At 37.9% G+C, this 19,603-nt stretch carries 18 protein-coding genes and 1 riboswitch; of the genes, 15 read left to right on the top strand and 3 right to left on the bottom strand.

What is annotated here, in order from left to right:
- Positions 1 to 411: 411 nt before the first annotated feature.
- The 3 genes from BUC06_RS10160 to BUC06_RS10150 all read left to right on the top strand — a co-directional run bounded on the left by BUC06_RS10160 (position 412) and on the right by BUC06_RS10150 (position 2,874).
- Positions 412 to 960 carry an L-threonylcarbamoyladenylate synthase gene (locus tag BUC06_RS10160; protein WP_073333309.1) on the top strand — a complete coding sequence of 183 codons (549 nt, stop codon included), beginning with the start codon at positions 412 to 414 and terminating at the stop codon, positions 958 to 960.
- A gap of 105 nt (positions 961 to 1,065) precedes the next feature.
- On the top strand, positions 1,066 to 1,410 hold the full coding sequence (locus BUC06_RS10155; RefSeq protein WP_073333305.1) for a nuclear transport factor 2 family protein: 345 nt from the start codon (positions 1,066 to 1,068) through the stop codon (positions 1,408 to 1,410).
- Between the two features lie 42 nt (positions 1,411 to 1,452).
- Entirely contained in the window at positions 1,453 to 2,874 is a 1,422-nt protein-coding gene (locus tag BUC06_RS10150; protein WP_073333303.1) for a CCA tRNA nucleotidyltransferase, read from the top strand.
- Positions 2,875 to 3,031: 157 nt separating this feature from the next.
- On the opposite strand, the gene BUC06_RS10145 is transcribed toward BUC06_RS10150, so the two are convergent.
- The 3 genes from BUC06_RS10145 to BUC06_RS10135 form a co-directional block, all read right to left on the bottom strand.
- Positions 3,032 to 4,075: a YncE family protein gene (locus tag BUC06_RS10145; protein WP_073333300.1), complete on the bottom strand. Its 1,044-nt coding sequence runs from the start codon at positions 4,073 to 4,075 to the stop codon at positions 3,032 to 3,034.
- 13 nt (positions 4,076 to 4,088) lie between these two features.
- The gene (locus tag BUC06_RS10140) at positions 4,089 to 5,930 is read right to left on the bottom strand and encodes a TonB-dependent receptor plug domain-containing protein (RefSeq protein ID WP_073333297.1); all 1,842 of its coding nucleotides are present in this window, start codon (positions 5,928 to 5,930) and stop codon (positions 4,089 to 4,091) included.
- Between the two features lie 32 nt (positions 5,931 to 5,962).
- Positions 5,963 to 6,138, bottom strand: a riboswitch (cobalamin riboswitch).
- Between the two features lie 258 nt (positions 6,139 to 6,396).
- Positions 6,397 to 6,879, bottom strand: coding sequence for a cytidine deaminase (locus tag BUC06_RS10135; RefSeq protein ID WP_073333294.1), 483 nt, complete (start codon positions 6,877 to 6,879; stop codon positions 6,397 to 6,399).
- 100 nt (positions 6,880 to 6,979) lie between these two features.
- On the opposite strand from BUC06_RS10135, the gene namA reads away from it, so the two are divergent.
- From namA to BUC06_RS10080, 12 genes are all read left to right on the top strand, one after another.
- Positions 6,980 to 8,032: an NADPH dehydrogenase NamA gene (gene namA, locus BUC06_RS10130; RefSeq protein WP_073333291.1), complete on the top strand. Its 1,053-nt coding sequence runs from the start codon at positions 6,980 to 6,982 to the stop codon at positions 8,030 to 8,032.
- Between the two features lie 9 nt (positions 8,033 to 8,041).
- Positions 8,042 to 8,335, top strand: a complete 294-nt coding sequence (locus BUC06_RS10125; protein ID WP_073333288.1) for a DUF2752 domain-containing protein — start codon at positions 8,042 to 8,044, stop codon at positions 8,333 to 8,335.
- Between the two features lie 184 nt (positions 8,336 to 8,519).
- On the top strand, positions 8,520 to 8,924 hold the full coding sequence (gene tssD / locus BUC06_RS10120; RefSeq protein WP_073333285.1) for a type VI secretion system tube protein TssD: 405 nt from the start codon (positions 8,520 to 8,522) through the stop codon (positions 8,922 to 8,924).
- A gap of 167 nt (positions 8,925 to 9,091) precedes the next feature.
- Positions 9,092 to 11,023 carry a type VI secretion system Vgr family protein gene (locus BUC06_RS10115; protein WP_073333283.1) on the top strand — a complete coding sequence of 644 codons (1,932 nt, stop codon included), beginning with the start codon at positions 9,092 to 9,094 and terminating at the stop codon, positions 11,021 to 11,023.
- A gap of 1 nt (position 11,024) precedes the next feature.
- Entirely contained in the window at positions 11,025 to 11,195 is a 171-nt protein-coding gene (locus BUC06_RS23800) for a hypothetical protein (protein WP_155859170.1), read from the top strand.
- A 64-nt stretch (positions 11,196 to 11,259) separates the two neighbouring features.
- Positions 11,260 to 12,234, top strand: a complete 975-nt coding sequence (locus tag BUC06_RS10110) for a DUF2931 family protein (RefSeq protein WP_262487917.1) — start codon at positions 11,260 to 11,262, stop codon at positions 12,232 to 12,234.
- Between the two features lie 14 nt (positions 12,235 to 12,248).
- On the top strand, positions 12,249 to 12,554 hold the full coding sequence (locus BUC06_RS10105) for a hypothetical protein (protein ID WP_073333278.1): 306 nt from the start codon (positions 12,249 to 12,251) through the stop codon (positions 12,552 to 12,554).
- A 5-nt stretch (positions 12,555 to 12,559) separates the two neighbouring features.
- A complete protein-coding gene (locus BUC06_RS10100; protein WP_073333276.1) occupies positions 12,560 to 13,972 on the top strand; it encodes a T6SS phospholipase effector Tle1-like catalytic domain-containing protein in 1,413 nt (470 codons plus the stop codon).
- A 168-nt stretch (positions 13,973 to 14,140) separates the two neighbouring features.
- The gene (locus tag BUC06_RS10095; protein WP_073333273.1) at positions 14,141 to 15,196 is read left to right on the top strand and encodes a LysM peptidoglycan-binding domain-containing protein; all 1,056 of its coding nucleotides are present in this window, start codon (positions 14,141 to 14,143) and stop codon (positions 15,194 to 15,196) included.
- Between the two features lie 24 nt (positions 15,197 to 15,220).
- Positions 15,221 to 16,258 carry a hypothetical protein gene (locus BUC06_RS10090; protein WP_139263340.1) on the top strand — a complete coding sequence of 346 codons (1,038 nt, stop codon included), beginning with the start codon at positions 15,221 to 15,223 and terminating at the stop codon, positions 16,256 to 16,258.
- A 2-nt stretch (positions 16,259 to 16,260) separates the two neighbouring features.
- Positions 16,261 to 16,761 carry a DUF4280 domain-containing protein gene (locus BUC06_RS10085; protein ID WP_073333266.1) on the top strand — a complete coding sequence of 167 codons (501 nt, stop codon included), beginning with the start codon at positions 16,261 to 16,263 and terminating at the stop codon, positions 16,759 to 16,761.
- A gap of 3 nt (positions 16,762 to 16,764) precedes the next feature.
- Complete coding sequence (locus tag BUC06_RS10080) at positions 16,765 to 19,599, top strand: OmpA family protein (RefSeq protein ID WP_073333262.1); 2,835 nt, start codon at positions 16,765 to 16,767, stop codon at positions 19,597 to 19,599.
- The last annotated feature ends 4 nt before the right edge of the window (positions 19,600 to 19,603 follow it).

Genomic DNA, 19,603 nt, shown 5'->3' with positions numbered 1-19,603 from the left:
CACCAGCGCCGATGGTACTGCGAAAGCGGGAGAGTAGGCCGCCGCCAGTTTTTATTTAAAAGTCTCATACATTTATTTGTATGAGACTTTTTTTTGTGATATACCCCAAAGGTGACAAAAGATATGAGATAACAGACAAGAGACAACAGATAAGAGACAAGAGACAAGAGACAAGACAAAAGAGATAAGAGATAAGAGATAAGAGATAAGAGATAAGAGACAAGAGAGGGAATAGGGCGAAGCCCAATTCATTTATCATTCATCAATGATCATTGATAAGCTAAATACAAAGTATATTTTTTTTACACAACATAAAATATTCATCAAAACACAACATTTTAACACGCTATTTTTTGGCTGAAGCTTCTTGTTTTTTTACCTTTATACACGGGTTTTATGCCCTGTTGAATTATGGAAAATATTATTGAAATACTAAAATCAGGCGGAACCATTCTTTATCCTACAGATACGATCTGGGGAATTGGATGTGATGCTACCAATATAGAAGCAGTCAATAAGATCTTTGACATCAAAAAAAGAGAAAAAAATAAATCCATGATCATTCTTGTGGAATCTGAAAAGAGACTTCAGGATCTGGTGGATGTTCCGGAAATGGCATGGGAAATTATGGATCTTAGCGAAAAACCTGTAACGATTGTTTATGAAAATCCGCGTGGACTTCCCAAGGAACTACTTGCTGAAGACGGTAGCATTGGTATCAGAATGATAAAAACAGATTTCTGCAAAAAGCTGATTACAAAATTAAACAGACCCTTAGTTTCTACGTCTGCCAATTTCAGTGGTGACAAAAGTCCTCTGAAATTTTCGGATATTTCACCGGAAATCGTTAAACTGGTGGATTATGCTGTAGAAGATGATAGAGAGAAAGTTTCAAAATATTCAGGTTCTTCAGTGATAAAAATATGGAATGATAACAGGATTAAGGTTCTTCGTGAATAAAATCCTATGTAATTCACTCAATTTAAAATCTTGTCAACATATATTGGCAGGATTTCTTTTTTTAAATTTCTATCTTTGCATTATTCAATTCATAAAAGACGTGCTATGAACCATGAAAATTTTGCTGAAGAATGGATTAATGCCTGGAATTCTCATGATCTGGATAAAATACTATTCCATTATGCTGATGATATCGAGGTGACTACACCCATGATTACTTTGGCTACAGGAGGAAAAGAAAATACTTTGAAGGGAAAAAATGATGTATGGGAATATTGGAAAAAAGCATTGGAAAAATTCCCTGATTTGAATTTTGAACTTATCAAATCAACAGCAGGAGTAAATTCAGTGGCTTTGTATTATAAATCTATTATGGATAAATATGCTGTAGAAGTCATGTTTTTTGATGATGAAGGAAAAATTAATAAGATGTATGCCCATTATGATTAATGGAAAAATACATTGCTAGAAAAGACGATCTATTTATTAACGATGAAAATTAATCTTACCCAAAATAAAAATTTAAAACTATTCAAGATCATTGCTGATGCGGCAGAAAAAAATAACCAGTCCGTCTATATTGTCGGTGGATATGTCCGTGATCTTCTGATGAAGAGAACAGCATCTACCGATATCGATTTTGTGACTGAACAAAGCGGCATTGGGCTGGCTGAAACTGTAGCGAAGGACCTTGACCCTAAATTGAAAGTTTCAGTCTTTAAAACATACGGAACAGCGATGATCAAATATAAGGATCTTGAGCTGGAATTTGTAGGTGCCAGAAAAGAAAGCTACACCGAGAACAGCAGAAAACCTGAAGTTGAAGGTGGAACTTTGGAAGACGACCAGAAAAGAAGAGATTTCACCATCAATGCGATGGCAATTTCTTTAAATAAGGCTAATTTCGGAGCATTGATCGATCCCTTTAATGGAGTTGAAGATCTGGAAAAAGGAATTTTAAGAACACCTTTGGAACCCGCACAAACCTATTCCGATGATCCGTTGAGGATGATGAGAGCGGTTCGTTTTGCCTCTACATTGAATTTTGTGATCGAAGAGAAATCTTTGAACGCCATTAAGCAGGAAGCAGAAAGAATCAAGATTGTTTCTATGGAAAGGATCATGGTAGAGTTCAATAAGATCATGATGTCCAAAAAACCTTCTGTAGGTCTAGGATTAATGGAGGAAACTGGTCTTTTAAAATTAATCATTCCCGAGCTTATAGAACTGAAAGGAGTAGAAGAAGTAGAAGGACAGACTCATAAAGATAATTTCTACCACACTTTGGAAGTAGTAGACAATATTTCTGAAAATACAGATAATCTTTGGCTTCGCTGGTCAGCATTATTGCATGATGTAGGTAAAGCTCCAACCAAAAAATTTGTTGAAGGTACAGGATGGACTTTCCATGGCCATGAGTTTCTGGGCTCAAAGATGGTAAAGACTCTTTTCCACAGACTGAAACAGCCGCTGGGAAGTGATATGAAGTACGTTCAGAAAATGGTGAAACTTTCATCACGACCCATTGCTCTGATCACGGATGATGCCTCAGATTCTGCATTGAGAAGACTCTTGTTTGATGCCGGAGAAAATCTGGAAGATCTTTTTACCCTCTGTAAAGCAGATATTACTACCAAAAACTCTAAAAAGCAGGAAAGATTCAAAAAGAATTTCGAATATGTAGCGGTGAAGATCAAAGAAGTAGAGGAAAAGGATCAGGTACGTAATTTTCAGCCGCCAATTACCGGAGAAGAAATTATGAAGATGTTTAATCTTAAACCCGGAAAAGAAATTGGAATCCTGAAAGAGAAAGTAAAAGAAGCCATACTTGAAGGGGAGATCCTGAATGATAAGGAAGAAGCCGAGAAATTTGTGATCGCTGAAGCTGAAAAATTGGGATTAAAACATAACTAAATTAAGACTTAATAAAAAAGCTTCGGCGGGATAAATCCCGCCGAAGCTTTTTTTATCCGTGAAAACAAAATCAGGCCGCTTCGAAGAAGCGGCCTGAAAAAAAACACAAATGATGAAAAAAAATAAAATTTATAAATAATACCGAAGTATTAATGTCTTAGTTTGGATACACTGAATTAGACCCTATTCCCGTAGTAAATGCTCTGATGATAGCTCCTGAAGTATTATAAACTACAATTTTGCTAGCCTGGGTAAATCCATTTGAATCAGAAGTGAAAATTTTATCGTTGATCACACTGAATCCATATAAAGCAGAATAGGCGTCAACACTGTTTGCTACTGTAAATAGTGGTGAAGTAGGAGCTGTTGTAGCACTCATATCCATGGTGTATACATTTTTCCCTGAGGTGAAGTAAAATTTACCATTCGAAATTTCAAGGTTTTTAGCATTCGCAATACCTGTTAAAGTCGTTGTCTTTGTAAGGTTTCCTGTGCTTGAAATCTGATAGATATAAGAATCAGCAGTTCCGGCAGCAATAGCATACACATTTTGGTTGTTTGAAATGATCTTATTGATATTGACGTTAGGTAAAGTAATGGTAGACTGAACTTCATTTGTAGAAGTATTGATATAAGAAATCTTATTTCCAAAACCGAATGATGCATTCTGTACAAAGATATTGTTTCCGGCTTCTACAATTCTTTCAGCAGCATCTGTAAAAGGAATTTTCTTAATGAAAGAACCGTCAGAGATCTTATAAATACTCACAAACTTATCACCTCCATATTTATCATTCGTTACATAAATATTGTTGTTGGCAAAAGCCATATAACGTGGAGTATTAAGTTCAGCTGTGATTTGGCCACTTGCTTTAAAATTATAACGGTTTGCCACCTGGATCTTATTGGAATTATTCAACAGAAGATACGCGTTGTCACCATTGAATGCAATCATTTGTAAAACATCTCCTAATTTCGCTCCTCCGTTATTAAGGGAGAAAACATTGTCCTGTTTAAGGTTCAGGTCTGCACTTACAAACGTTACGTCACCTTCAGGCTTTCCAAAGGTACCTTCATTAGCGATCAAAAAACCATTGCCGTAGAATATTTCCGGCTCATCATTGTTATCACTGTTACACGATACAATGCCCAAGAGAAGGGTAAAAGCAAAAAGAAAATGTAAAAATTTGTTCAGTTTCATAATATTTTTAAGTTTAAAAATTAATCGTTGTGTACACACTGTAGTTCCTCTTCGGCATAGGATACAAAGATACCGTCTGATACACCGTATTGGTAACATTGTTCACTTTCAATCCTAAAGTGTATTTCTTGAAAATAGCCGCAGAAATCCCTGTATTTAAGATAAAATAAGGATCAATGGCAGTAGATCTTTGCTGATCGGTAGTCGTATAGGTAAGACCGTTGAAAAGCCCTTGAGCATAGACGCTTAGGAAAGAATATCCGTACTCTATATTTCCCACCGCTTTATGCAGGGGAACATACATCCGCTGCAGTTGGGTGTCTTTATTCACTGATTTTGAATAAGTATACCCTGCATCAAGTTTCACAGAATGTTTGCCCAATTTTTTATTCCAGGTAACCTTCGATTCAAAACCGTAAGATTCTACCCTTGCCGTATTGAATGGAGCCCAGTATCCTAAAGGCGTAGGAAGCCAGTTAATAAGATTTTTGATGTCCATATAATAAGGACTTAATGTAATTTTAAAATCTCCAAAACTGAATTCATGGTCCATATCGATATTCGTAGAAGTTTCTGGAAGTAAATCTAGATTTCCTCCCGGCTGCCAGTAGAGATCATTAAACGAAGGGAATCTGAAGTTTCTAGAAAAGTTTGCTCCAACATGATACCAGCGAAGCGCATTCCACTTTCCTGAAAAAGAATAAAGAAGAGGAGAAGAAATGTTCTCCACAAAGTCTTTCTTAATTCCAGCTTCAAAACGAAGCTCTTTTGTAGCAAAATACCGCATCAAACCAGCCAGCGAACCTACATTTCTACTAATGCTTCCAATTCCGGATTCATATCCTTCTCCTTTATTTACCTGAAATTCTCCAATAGCATTAATGTTGATTTTTGGAGTGATGAAATAGTTGAAGTCATTTTTGAAAATGTAATTCTTTCCCTCTGCACCACTGGCTTTAGGAAGATTAAGACTCGAAAAATACTGGAAATTATCTTCCGTGTACGCTGCTTTTAAGCTGTTCGAAAGATTATTTTTTTGAATATCCCATGCGATCAGACTCCTCAAAGTCTGCGCTTTATATTTTGTTCTGTTGCCGTTATCCTCAAAAATAGGATAGTGCTGTGATGCATCGAAGATTTGATTCTGCCAAGAAATCGTCTGCTGATCAGCAATTTTATAAGAAGCTCCAATATTCACTGAAGTATTGTAATACCTTCCGTTAACGTTATTGAATCCTGTACTTCCTACAACAAACTCAGGAACTTTATAGTCATTCTGACTCGTGACGTAGCTTCCTGAAACTTTAACACTTAGCTTATCATTACTGAAAGAAGCCTGTGCAAAATTATTATACGTATCAAAAGAAGCAGCTTCCGAAAACACAGAAGCTTTAAATCCTCTGTTGAAATCTAAAATATTGTTTAAATGAATGCTTCCTCCAACAGCACCACTGCCGTAAACCACACTTCCGCCACCAGCCTTTACCTCAATGTGATCATATCCGAACAATGGAATATTATTAACATCGCCCTGTCCTAAAAAACTGGAGTTAATGTTGATTCCATTCCATACAAAAGCCGTCTGCTGCGCAGTTGTTCCACGGAACGACGGCGACGAAACAGCACCACGGCCATTTTCCTTGATGTAAATAGAAGACTGATACCGTAAAAGTTCAGAAAGGTTCGTTGAGTTTTTCTCAACATCTTTTGGGTTAATGGTGCGTACCGGATGAAAAAGTTTTACTTTATTCATCTGGTTATCAAAAATATAAATGGTGTCTACCGCCTTCTCCTGTCCCAAAAGAAAGCTGCCATAAGACGAACAAAGCAGTACTAAAGATCTTTTTATATCCATACTATTTTACTTTTCCTCCGAAAGTAATGTGTTTTTTAGTTACAATTTTGGCAGGTCTCCTGACTTTCGCATTCTGCACCTTCCCGTATGAACAGTGGTTTTTTGCAGAAACTTTTATAGCGATTTACAGTTGCGGGGACAGTTTGGGCATTTCACCCAATTCCCTATTATTTCCAATATGCTGGAAACCAAAATTTTTGCAAAGATAACTTTTTAAATCTATTGCACAAAAAGACAGAAAAATCAATCCCGAATCGTCAACTTTGCTCTGCACAACTAAGCAGAGAAGTATTGATGTTTGTATTTAAACGTAACCATTCACCTGCAAAGCAGAATTCATCATTGACATAAATTTTGAAAGTAAAATACCTCATCGTGAAAAGGCAATGATGATTGGTAAGAAAAATTCATCCTTTATCTGCAAAGCAAAATTCACCATTGATTACTTTCCATTCACTTTTCTCCTCTACAAAAATGTAGAATCAAAATAAAAAGGCAGCAGATCTTTAATGGATGATACCTTGACCACCTCATCATTCATGCTTGAAAAATAAAGATCTATATTCTCATTCTGCTTCGTTTCATATTCTATTAAACTCTGCCGGCAGGCTCCGCAAGGTGGAATCGGAGGATTTTTCTCATGGAATTCCTTAGGACCTCCCACGACAAAGATCTTCTTTACTTTTACGTCCGGAAAGTTGGCTGCTACCCAGAACAAAGTGGTTCTTTCTGCACACAATCCTGACGGATAAGCTGCGTTTTCCTGATTGTTTCCCGAATAAATTTCGCCGTTTTCCAACAAAACGGAACATCCTACCAGGAAATTAGAATAAGGCGCATAAGCATTTTCACGGGCTTGTATCGCTCTCTTAAATAGAGTTTTTTCTATTTCATTCAGTTCACTGCTGTTTTTAAAGTGCTCGTAACTGATCTGTATGTCTTTTTTCATATATTAGTCAGACTAAAAAGGGGGGCTAAATTTACTTCTTTTTCATCAGGTGGACAATGTTTTTTTTGTTCAGCATTAAATTGAAATTCAAAAAAATAAAATGATATACACTTCAATACAATTCAGAAATATAGAGCTAAAAAACAGATGGGTAATGTCTCCCATGTGTATGTATTCTTGCGAAAACGGTATCGCAAATGATTTCCATTTTGTACACTACGGAAGCCGTGCCCAAGGCGGAACAGGTCTCATCATGGTAGAAGCTACAGGAGTAGAACCCAGAGGAAGAATTACCAATCACTGTATGGGAATCTGGAATGACGAGCAGGCAAAAGCGTTGAAGAAAATCGTCGGTTTTGTTCATTCCCGTTCAGAAAGTAAAATTGGCATCCAGCTTGCCCATGCAGGCAGAAAAGGTTCCACCTGGAATAATTTGCAGATTCCACTTGAAGAAGGCTGGGAAACGGTGGCTCCAAGTGCTGTTCCCTATCATCCGTCTGAGAGAATTCCGCATGTTCTCACTGTTGAAGAAATCAGGGAACAAGTAGAAAATTTTAAAGAAGCTGCAAAAAGAGCGGTCAAAGCGGGTTTTGATGTTATAGAAATTCATGGAGCTCATGGCTATTTGGTTCATCAGTTTTTATCCCCACTCTCCAATATCCGGACAGATGAATATGGTGGAAGTTTTGAAAACAGGATCAGGTTTCTGCTGGAGATTGTAGATGCGGTAAACGAAGTACTGGATGAAAATACAGCCCTTTTTGTAAGGATTTCAGGAACAGAATACGCTGAAAACGGATGGGACATCAATGACAGTGTAGAACTGGCCAAAGTTCTAAAAGAACATTCCGTAGATCTGGTAGATGTTTCAAGTGGAGGGAATATTCATGGAGCAAAAATATCTGTATTTGACGGTTATCAGGTTCCCTTTTCATCTCAGGTAAGAAATGAAGGAGGGGTAAAAACAGGAGCGGTGGGATTGATCACCACAACAGACCAGGCTGAAGAAATTCTGCAGAAAGGAGATGCCGACCTTATATTTGTCGCAAGAGCGATTTTGAGAAACCCGTACATGGCTGTTCAAGGATCATTTGAAATGAAGAAAGACTGCTTTTTTCCCCATCAGTATACAAGGGCGAAAATTTCATCATAAAAATCAAAAATGAAGATTGAAGACTTTATGTTAACCTGTCCCAGCAAGAAATTTCTCGGAATTGAATGTTTGGGATGTGGAGCCCAGAGGGCTATTGTGTTCGTTTTTGAAGGAAAATTTTCAGAAGCTTTTCATCTGTATCCTGCTGTTTATACCGTGTTGATCTTTCTTTTTACCTTAGGCCTGAGTTTTGTAGATAAAAAAAGAAAGTACAGTAAGATTCTCCTGATCATGATTGCCGTAAATCTTGTCATGATGATGGTATCTTATTATTATAAACACTTTTACATTCATGCTCATTGAGAAAAACGATTTAATGATTATGTGTTTTTTTAATCTTTAATCCATATCAAGAGAAAAAAAGTCGTAGAATTACTACAAAATATGAATCTGTTGCACAAAAACTTTTTAGATTAGAGCATGAAGTCTATCTTTGTTAGACAAAATTTATGAAAAGAATAATCATTAATGATTAAAATGTAAGAATATGGCAGGAAATTCAAGAGGAATCTTAAAATTCAATGGAGGTGAAGGACAAAAGCTATTAAAACTTAATTACAGTGTATCAAGATCTACAGATGTTTCAGGACGTGTCGCTTCTGATCCGTCAAATGCTTTGATAAAAATAACCATCGAAGCTACTGAAAAGTCTGATATTCTGGAAAGTTTACTCAATGGCAGATATAAGCCTACAAGTGGTGAAGTTACTTTTAATAAATCTCATGAAGAAGGAACACTGATTACCCTGAAATGGGAAAACGGATATGTCATCCAGCATGAAATGGATTTTGATGCCATCGATAGTAATAATATGCTGGTAAGCTTTGTGATAAGCGCAGAAAGCATAACGTACGGAAATTCACTATATGACGGATTCTGGCCATTAAGCTAGGTCTGGAGTAGTACAAAATACCAAGAGACTGTCCCTCAAGACGGTCTTTTTTTACCTGTTGTGAATGCTATTTTCTGACAAGGAATCTTTGTTTATTTTCAAAAATTCCCGATTGGATGAATAATGTAAACAATTTTTTTAAACACACACAAATCACTTTATAAAATATGTCTAGTATACCTGAAAAATCAAAGGGAGCGACTTTTCGTCCTGCACAGAATGCAGACGGAGTGTCCGAAAATCATCATATCGGCATCAACCGTCTGGTAAAGCTTTCCTTAGTCATAGAAGGAAAGATTATCAAGTTTTATAAGCATTTTAAACTTAAACAGAGTACCCAGCGCCATCATGAATTCACCCTTACTCTGGCTCATGATACTTTGGGAGACCGCCAGACCCATTCTCTGGAAGATGCCAATAAATTTCTAGGTAAACGTCTTACAGCGGTCATTGCCTATAAAGATATAGAGAACAGCCCTGAAAGAACCTTTGTAGGAATTATTACAGGGGTGGCCTTCAGTCAGGAAAAAATGAGTCTTGGAAATATCGTCCTTACCGGATGCAGTCCTACCATTCTGCTGGATGGTGCAGCCCATATCCAGAGTTTTGGAGGAGCTCAGCCTGTGAATATGGGAATCATTGCTGAAGAAGTTATCAAGCAGGGAATTGATAAAGGCCGTTTTGATATCAGGGTTGATGCCAATAATTTTTCACAGATTATTTACAGCAGTCAGTACGACGAGACGCACTACAATTATTTGGCGAGAATGGCTGAAGCCTATGGCGAACAGTTCTATTATGACGGAGAAGTTCTGCATTTTGGAAAATTACCGCCTCAGAACAAACCGATTACCCTGACCTACGGAAGCAGCGCCAATGATATTAAAGTGGAGCTGAAAGCAGTACATACCAAACCACAGTTCTACGGGTACAACAGTAACAAGAATGAAAAACTTACTTCAGGAGCTACGCCAATTCAGCATGTAAGTGACATTGCCAAAACAGCCTACGATCACAATAATAATATTTACAAAACACCGGCACTTCAGGTAGCGCCTATCAAGGCATCCACGCACCTTGACGTTGAATACTCACAAAAAAGTGCTTCAGGAAGTGAGGCTGTGAACGTTTTTTCTATTTCAGGAAATACCACGGTTCCTTTCCTTCATCCGGGATGTGTAGCCGATGTTCAGATGCGGAAACCAGATTCGAATGAAACTTCCTATTTTACCAGAATAATGATTACAGAAGCCGAACATGAGATCGATACGATAGGGCATTACAAGGGTAGTTTTGTAGGAATAGCAGCAGATACAGGATTTCTTCCAAGACCGGAATACAAAATTCCAAAAGCTGAACCTCAGACCGCAGTGGTAATATCCAATACAGATCCGGAAGGACAGGGAAGGATCCAGGTGCAGTTCGACTGGCAGACCAGCGATACCACCCATTTTATAAGAATGATGAGCCCTGATGCAGGAGGAACCGATCAGATCACGCAAAACAGAGGATATGTGGCCATTCCGGAAGTAGGAGACCAGGTGATGGTGAATTTTGTTCACAGTCACCCCGACAGACCTTTCGTAATGGGAGGAATGTTTCACGGAGGAATCGGTTTAGGCGGTGGCATCAACAACCATATGAAGTCCATTCAGACCAGAAGCGGAATCAGGATTTTGATGAATGACGAAGAGGGAAGCGTAAAAATCATGGATCCCAGCGGAAACATCTATTTTATGGATGGAGCCGGAAATATCAGTATGAAGGCACCAAAGAATTTCACGCTGAATGCCGGAGATAATATCAACATCACGGCAGGAAAAGAAATTTCAATCAGTGCAGGAGAAGGAATCAACAGTTCTGCCAATGACAGTATCATTTCTACAGCCGGAAAAGATATTGTTCAGACGGCCTCTGGAGATATCAGAGAATCTTCGGATACCAGAACAGAAATGGTAGAAAAGGAATTCAAAAGACAGTCTGAAACCTCTAATGAAATAGCCGGAGAGATCTCTATGTTCAGCGAGCTGGAAAACATGACCATGCAGAGCGGAAAAATTGTAGAATTCAACAGTGCTGAAAAATCAAAACTTTTCTGATATGGCGATCATCAAAACAGCTAAAAATATACAGATAAAAGTCACCGACTCTTATCATTTGAGTGTAGGCAAAAAGGTTGAAAAAATTGCACAGAAAATTAATGTGGAAGCTCAGAAAAACAACCTTGTTTTGGCAAGTAATAAGAAAATAATGTCCCATGGAAACAAATAAATTAAGAATTCTGATTCTTTTTATTGTTAGTAGTTTCTCATTAATCAATTGTCAAAATAAAAAAATGGAAGAAAAATACAGCTGGCTAGGAACTCTATCTGCACCTCAGGAATATCCTATGGAAATTTACGAAGGCGCCATTATTGCCGATGACTTTACCTACGGCTTCGATGCAATCTGGGGAACGCAGAATACAGGCTGGGGAAATGAAGGAGGAACCATGAGTGTAGAAACCCGACAAATGGGCATTCCCAAAAAACTTGAATTTACCTGGTATTCTCTGGTAGAAAATAAATTTTATACCGGAAAATGGGATCTTGATCATGGAAAAATAAAAGATCTTTTTGCGAAAGGATTTATAGATCAGGACAACGGTAAGAAAACAACGTATACTAATTTTATTGTAGGACTTGCTCCAAAAGGACGCGTGGTTTTATGGATCAACGGACCGGGCAATCAAAAAGAAGTAGGCGTTTTTCAGGCTCATGATACCCTTATTACCAAAGAAAAAGCATACGATAATGCAAAATATATGCTGAAGGAAGGTTTTGCAGAAAGGATGCTTAAAGATCCTTCTTACGAAACATTTAAACCTGAAATCAGAGCTAAAATAGAGAAAGAAGGCTATCCTGATCCAGGAATCTATGATGTATACAGAGAAAGATATAGCTGGAAACCTTCAGTGATCCTTCCGGAAGGAAGCGAATGGATCGATTTCGGTCTCACGAATTATAATGGAGAGCAGGAAAACCTTTTCGGCGAAAGTTTAACCTCAGATACCTATAAAAAAAGAGCTGTTCCGAAATTCTGCGGCTTTTACTGGAGAGATCAAAATAAGAACAGATACGGCGTATGGGTAGATTCTTTTGATGAGAAAGAAATTTTTCAATTGTTTCAAAAACTGGGGAAAGAAAAGAACATCGACTTTATTATCAAGGTCAATGCAGATAATACAAGCGCCTCATTATCATTAAAGAGCGAAGATGAAGAATTGCCTGTTACAAAGGCAAAGATCAGATGGTCACGTAAAATAGACTAAAGATATCCAGATATATGAATTATAAAACCCTTACCTATAATCTATTGTTTTTGTTCATTCCCGTAGCAGCAATTGTGGCGTGGTTTTTATATGATACAGCAGGAGGATCGATAGGAGGAGGGGGATATAATTTGGGAGATCTGTACAGCCCGGTATTCTGTATCGGATACATCATTTTGTATGAAGCCGTTTTGGCCGCAATTATTTTTTATCTGTACAGGAAAAACAGAAAATGGGCTGTTGAAAATATAATGGCATGGGCTGTTAGTTTAGCCTTATTACTATATTTTATTGTTATTCTGTCATTAAAACTAAAATAAAAACGATGCACAATAATAAATTTGGAGATTATACACCGGAAATAACCAAAGAGGAAGTGTTAGACATTACTCTTGGGATGTTTTTCGATGGAACTTTGAATAATAAAACCAATACCATCGAAAGAAGACGCGAAACTCCCGAATACAAAAAAAACGGAGGTTCACCTACAGATAATAACAGTTATAATAACGACTGGAGCAACGTAGCGCGTTTGTGGGACAATTACGATAAAAATTTTGGTATTTACATCGAAGGGATAGGAACTGAAGATAAAGAGAAAGATTCCATGCTGGGCTATGCCTTCGGAACGGGAGACACCGGAATTCGGGGTAAAGTGAGGAAAGGATGCGAAGAGATCGTGAAAAAGGTTAAAAATATCAAGAACGCCAAAAAAGCGGATAAGATTGCAGTACTGACTTTTGACGTTTTCGGTTTCAGCCGTGGTGCGGCAGCAGCCCGTAATTTCGTTCATGAAATAGGAAAATCAAAATACAAAGCAACCACCACTACAGTTTCACATCAAGGGATGACTGTAACCTCGAGGTATGACAGCGATGGCACCACAGTGGAAGGCGATGAACTTCCGAAATGGGGACATCTGGGACTGAAACTACAGGAAGCCGGAATTACAGTCGATGTAATCAAAGTAAGATTTCTGGGTATTTACGATACCGTGTCCTCTTATTCAAAAAACTTTTCTGCCATGCCGAACTTTCACAATGATGTGGAAGAGCTTAGTCTGAATGATATCGGAAGAGCACAGACCGTAATCCATTTTGTAGCAGAAAATGAACATAGAGAAAATTTTGACCTTACCAATGTGCATGTAGGTATAGAAAAAATATTCCCCGGTGTACACTGTGATGTGGGAGGAGCTTATGAAGACGGAACAGAGACCTGGGAGGAAATTGAAACATCATGGACTACCAGCGCGAAATTAAAAGCCTTGAGAAGCCAGCTTATAGCAGATGCCTGGTACAAAGAAGATCAGCTTACCATTACCCCCGGATTTTATCTGGCGTTAAAAGGCAGCCGTAAACTCGTAAAAAGATACAGCTTTGTGCCCTTACATTTTATGGCGGAGTATGGTGTTCAGAAAACAGTTCCTCTGACCATAAAAAAGCTTACTGATGAGACATATTCCATTTCAGAAGATTCTTTACTGATAAGAGTAAAAGACAGGCTGAGATCGTACGCCATGGCAGATGGGAAACAATATGTTTTTAAAAGATATAAAGACGTGGAAACCGCGTACGGCGGGACATCAATACCGGAACAGAAATATGCAGACTATCAGAAAGAAATGAAAGAACAGGATGACCTGAGAAGACTCAGAAATGAATATCTCCACTGGTCTGCAAGAAGAGAGGGAATAGGAATGGATCCTACATCAGACAGAGTGAGAGTGCTCCATTAATTCCGGATCTATGCATAGATTCTGACATTAAACAGAATTTTTGGGTCACCTTTTTTACGAAAAATAAGAAGAACAGAATTACAAATTGAATATTGATACTGTCAGGAATTCTCCTGTTAATTGTCTATATAAAGGACATGAAGTAAAATATCAAGAAAGAGAACAGGAATGCCTGATCATTTTATGCAGAAATTTAACATACATACCGTTCAGAAAGGAGAAAGCCTGAAAAGTATCGCATCGCTGTACCACTTAGATACCGATGCTTTAAAACTATTTCATAATAACCAGTGCGACGTAAAGGACATGATCCTGATTGATCTTACCGGTCAGAAGGAGCTGTTTATTCCCAGAACCTCCGTGACGGATAAAAATAAGCTGGTCAGATTCGGTAGGGGAAACAGTCTGGTTTTTCAGCCGCAAAACTCTTTCAGCAGATACGGAGTCAGTGTAAATATTGAAAACAATGATCACAAAAATGAACTGAAATATGAAATGTCAGTACGCTGGCTGAAAACAGAAAATCAACTGCATTTTTTTGAAATAGACAGAACCTCCGGTCTTTATCTGAATGAAGAAGAAGTTAACGAAATAGCCGATCTGCTCGCCTTTAAAACGTCCAAAGTTTTGTATCCCCTGCACATCAGTGCAGATGAACAGGGAAAATTTAATGCGGTAGAAAATCTTTCAGTGTTTAAAGAAAGATGGCCCGGAGTAAAGCAGGAGGTTTATCAAGAGTTTGAAGGAGAAACGGTCGACCGCTACTGTGAAAAAATAGAAAAAGTAATCAACGAACCTGAAGCCATGAGTCTTTATCTAAAAAATGACTATTTCATCAGAACATTGTTTTTCGGGATCTATCATCAGTTCGGACCTCATTATGAAACCAGTACAGCAGAAAGTTTCCCTATTGTCAATAATTCTGTGGAACCGAAGTATGAAGTAAAACTGGAGATTGATCCGTTGAAAGATGAATATGACCTGGTTAATATCCAAGGGGAAGGAATCTTAAACGATGAAAGAACCGTCTATGATTTTATGAATGGAGCTCCTTTTTCCCTGATTATTGAAGAACATCCGGTAATGAACCATGAGGGAAATTTCAAATTGGCATATTATCTGAACGGAGAAACATTACTGCCCGAATCATTGTATTTGGAATGCAGTATAGACCTTGAAAAAGAAAAGAAAATAGCAGTAGTCATTGCGGCTCTGACAGAGTAATAGAAAAAACGTAACTAAATGAAAATGAAAACCAATCACAAATTATCCATACTGACCTTTCTATTAAGCTTTAGCCTGTATTTCGGGCAAAAAGTGGAGTTTAATATACCGAAAGACATCCAGACCTTACAGAATTCCATTTTTGATTTTAAAAATGATTTTACAAAAGATGAAGCTAAAGCTGCTGCGGCATCAGACACCGACTTCTCAACGACTGTCGAGCTCTATGATCTCAAATATGAAGGAAGCCAAAAAAATCCTTATCTGGATTTAGCACTGAAAACCGGAGCCAAATCTAAACAGTTTATCCAGCAGGCAGTTTGGAACGTCAATATGAAAAAGGTCTCTTCAAAAAGCACGAAAATCACCGTTTTTCTTGAAAAAGTAGTGCCGGACAGCTGGTCTAAAAAAGAAGTGGATACAAAGCTCACCAAATCCACAGGGAAACTTGAGAAAGAGATCAAAGAGTTTCTATTAAACCACAAGCCTGCAGAACATTCAAATGATCTGACAGCTGTTGACGCTTCGTTCACAGACGAGGAAACCGAAGCACAGGCAACGGCTCAGGTTGCCGCCTTTGAAGCAAAAACCACTCAAAAAAAGACCGTATCTAAAAAATTACAAAGTCTATTTGGTAAAAAACAATTGATCCCATTACCTGCTACCTCAGGAACTTTCACAAAACTTTTACAGACCGGTCCAAGTGAATTGGAATGCAAAGACTGTAAAGGCGGGAAATATTCCAACTGGGATTTTGAAGATTTTAATATGATTTATGCCAATATGAATGGAGGAGAAGAGTACTACGCCATTCAGTATTACGGAGAGGACAGCGTTTCAGGATTGCCATTTGGTTTAGTATTCAACGAAAGCTCACCCTCTGAGTGTAAGCAGAAGTTTGCACGGTACAATGCACAGCTTTATCAGACAACGGTAGACACCGATGAAAATTCAGCCAGAGCATTAACCGTTGTTACTTTTAAAATGAATTCCTCTTTTGTCCGTCTCGAATTTGGAAATCAATATTTAACCAGACTCGTTGTTTCAAATAAAGAATTGTAGTTATGGCAGAAAAACATATTGTAGTGCAGGGTGCCATGTGCAAATGCCAGTTCGGACAGCTTCCGGACAAGATTAAAGTGCTCTCGCACCAGAAAGAATACGCTAATGATAAAAATGCTTCACAAAAACTAATTGTGACCACGAAGGAAATAGGAGCGGCTACCTTTGAGAAGAATACATTCGGCAACTGTACCAAAATGGGAGTACCGCCACCACCGTGCAAAATCATGGTGACCGAGTGGAAAGATTTTTATGAAAAGGTTCAGCTTAATAACGGAGGATATATCATTCTGGAAACCAGCAAGGCCATCTGTGCCATTGCCGGAACCCCATGTATTGAAATCATAGACCATGGGCAGAGAACGGAAGGTAGCGCACAGAATTTTAAAAATGCTGATCAGGATGTGCAGCAGCAAATCAATCCACTTGTAAGTTCCGAGGAAATGTATAAAGAGCAACCCACACATGAAGGTTTAGAAGCCGGAGAATCTCCAAAATTGTAAATTATGCCAAAAGGAATAAAAAAAATAAAATTTGTCTCCATAGCGAATGAAGCTAATAGTTCAAATTCCAAATTTAGTCCGGATAGATGGGCATGCGTCCCAGCCAATAAAAAAGCACATTTTCATATCAAGGAATGGCATAATGAAACAACGGATGCCCAGAAAAAAGGAAAAATTTACTGGATTGTTTTAGATAAGGATAGAAAAAATATCGTTGACAGGCTTGAGTGTATGACGGATAAACTGTTCTCTTATAAGATCCCTAAAAATCTTTGTGGTTACCCTTATTACATTGAAGCAAGCATGACAGGAAAACCCGACTCCTCTTTTACAGGGTTGTTCTTAAGCGGATATTGTGATCCACTTATTGTTTCCAGTGCTTGGAGCAGAACCAGGGGAGGAAAAACCATTAAAAATAAAGATAGCCAAAACTTCGGTTTAGCCTATGGAGAGGTTGTACATTTTCATGCCAGAACAGAAGGTATTAACGGAGAAATAGTGGTCATAGAAGTTCACAATGAGATGTGGAACGGAGACTACAAGATGCGTACTATATACAATGTAGAAGTTAAGGACGGGCAGATCAACCTTGAAATCCCCAATACTTCACAGTGGAAAGCCCACATAAAGCAGATTCAGGATAATGAAGAATTTTATGTGAAAATTAAAAGAAAAAACGGTCCCTATCTCAAAGATAAAGAAGGTAGTGACAGACACGGCCAATATCTTAATATTAAGAATCAGCTGAAAGCGGTCAACAAGACAAAGCCTTCCAATCAGACGCCTCTGATTATAGGGCAACCTAATACCAATATTGCAAGAGTAGGATCCTGTACATTTAAACAGATTAAGATCAATGAAATTGATGAGTTCCCCGTTTTTGTTGATGGGAAAACAAAGGTTAAACCTATTTCTACCACCCCTCTGGAGGAAAAACATTTTATATTTTTTGATTTTGGTAAAACAGGCGTGCGGGGAGACGCACAAAGTGTATTGAATCCCTTGATTTCATTACTGAGAGCCAACCAGCATTCCAGAATTATAATAGATGGACATGCGGATGAGAGAGGACCTGGAAACTATAACCTCAAACTGTCTCAGGATAGAGCAGAAGCCATCATGAACTTTTTCAAAAGCAATGGACTGGAGAGTTCAAAGTTTGAATGTCATGGGCATGGAGAAAGCCAGTTAAAACATAAAGGTACAAATCTTACTGAAGCACAACATCAGGAGAACAGACGGGCTTCTATTCGGTTTAACTATTATGAAAATACTTTCTCACCTATTGTTTTTGAAACCATTGCACCCTTTGCAGGCAAAACAAAGAAATTGACCGTAAGTGCGGTAGGTAAGGAAAGAAAAGGTTGCCGCGGTAGGCATAAAGATGAAATTAAAGTATTGGATGGTACGATTTCCAAAACAGAGCCGAAAAACACAATCACTTATCCTGTAAATGCGAATATAGGAGATGATTTTATCAAAAATTATATACTTTATTTTGGAAAATACATCAACTACTTTTCCTCCATGCACAAAAGCTACTATTTCTACATCAACAGTTGTACCTATTATCCACAAGATAATAAACCAACAATACATGTAAAAACATATCCCGACATTGTCTGGCTGGCTCACGGAAAATATGATTATGAAGAAGATTATTTCTTCCACAATCATAGTCTTAGTCTCCAAAAGGGCCTCGCGCCGGAATTTGAATCCTTAATAGACAGTATCTATAAATGGACTTCTCTGAGTATGGTGGATTATATGGCAAAAAGAGTCCTGCTCGATTATATAAAAGCGGAAGCTCAAAAAATTGAAATAGGTTTGCATGCTATTCACAATCGTACCCAGGAGAAGAAAGGTACCGCTTTAAGTCTTACAGGAACTACCGTAGATTTTATTGCTCAAACAAAATATACCAAATATGCAACAAGTGCGGCAATGTACGGTTTTGTCTGCCTTCAGATTGTCATAGAAATCCTTATTCTGCTTCTTACCAGAGGACGAAGTGGAATAAGCAAGCTTAAGAAAATCAAAAAGCTGGCGAAAGGATTGAAAAAGTTAAAAAAGGTAATGGACAGCTTACCTGAAGATGTTGAAATATTAGGCCCCTCTATGGCCTACAGGAGCGGTCTCTACTATTATAAACAGGCAGACGGAAGAATTGCCCTGGTGTGGGAAGCAGATCTGAAAATAGAACCTGTAGTGGCAGTAGAGTATAAAAAGGAATTTGACCTGTTAGATTATATTACCGATAAAACTGTAAAAGATAAGATTACCGGCAAACAAAAACAAAAAGACTTTGAAGATATAAGGGATAAAGCAAAGGGAACCTACGAGGATAAACTCAATAATATTGCGGCTTCCATATCGATTGTGGGAGGGATAAGTATAGAACAAAACATAAAATACAATTTCCTCACGAAGTCTTATGCTTTTTCAAAACAAGCAGGAAATTTTTATGATGAAGCGAGGGGAGTGGTCGCCTATGGTCAGTATGTAAAGTTAGCAGCGGAAGTAAAACTGAAAATGGCGTATGAAGATTTCATTTTTGGTCTGATTTATCATAAATTTGAAGGAAATCTTGAGTTTAAAGGCAGCGCTTTAATTGGATTATACCAATCCTACGGAAAAGATACAGAGGGCTTTTACATAGAGAATTATATCTCTTTCTCAGGACTTAAGGTAACTTTGAGTGCTAAAGCGAAATTGATGATTATTAAATACACAATTTTTGACGTTAGTACAGAAGATGAAAAAGGTAAACCCAAAGAATATGAACTGCTTGCTCCGGATAGAGTTAGATTATTTAAAATTTATTTATTGAAAATATAATGTT

It is taken from the genome of Chryseobacterium carnipullorum, assembly GCF_900142785.1.
In the GTDB taxonomy this organism is placed as follows: Bacteria; Bacteroidota; Bacteroidia; order Flavobacteriales; family Weeksellaceae; genus Chryseobacterium; species Chryseobacterium carnipullorum.
Note: the sequence above shows the minus strand (reverse complement) of the source record. Positions and strands in the feature narration are given on the sequence as shown.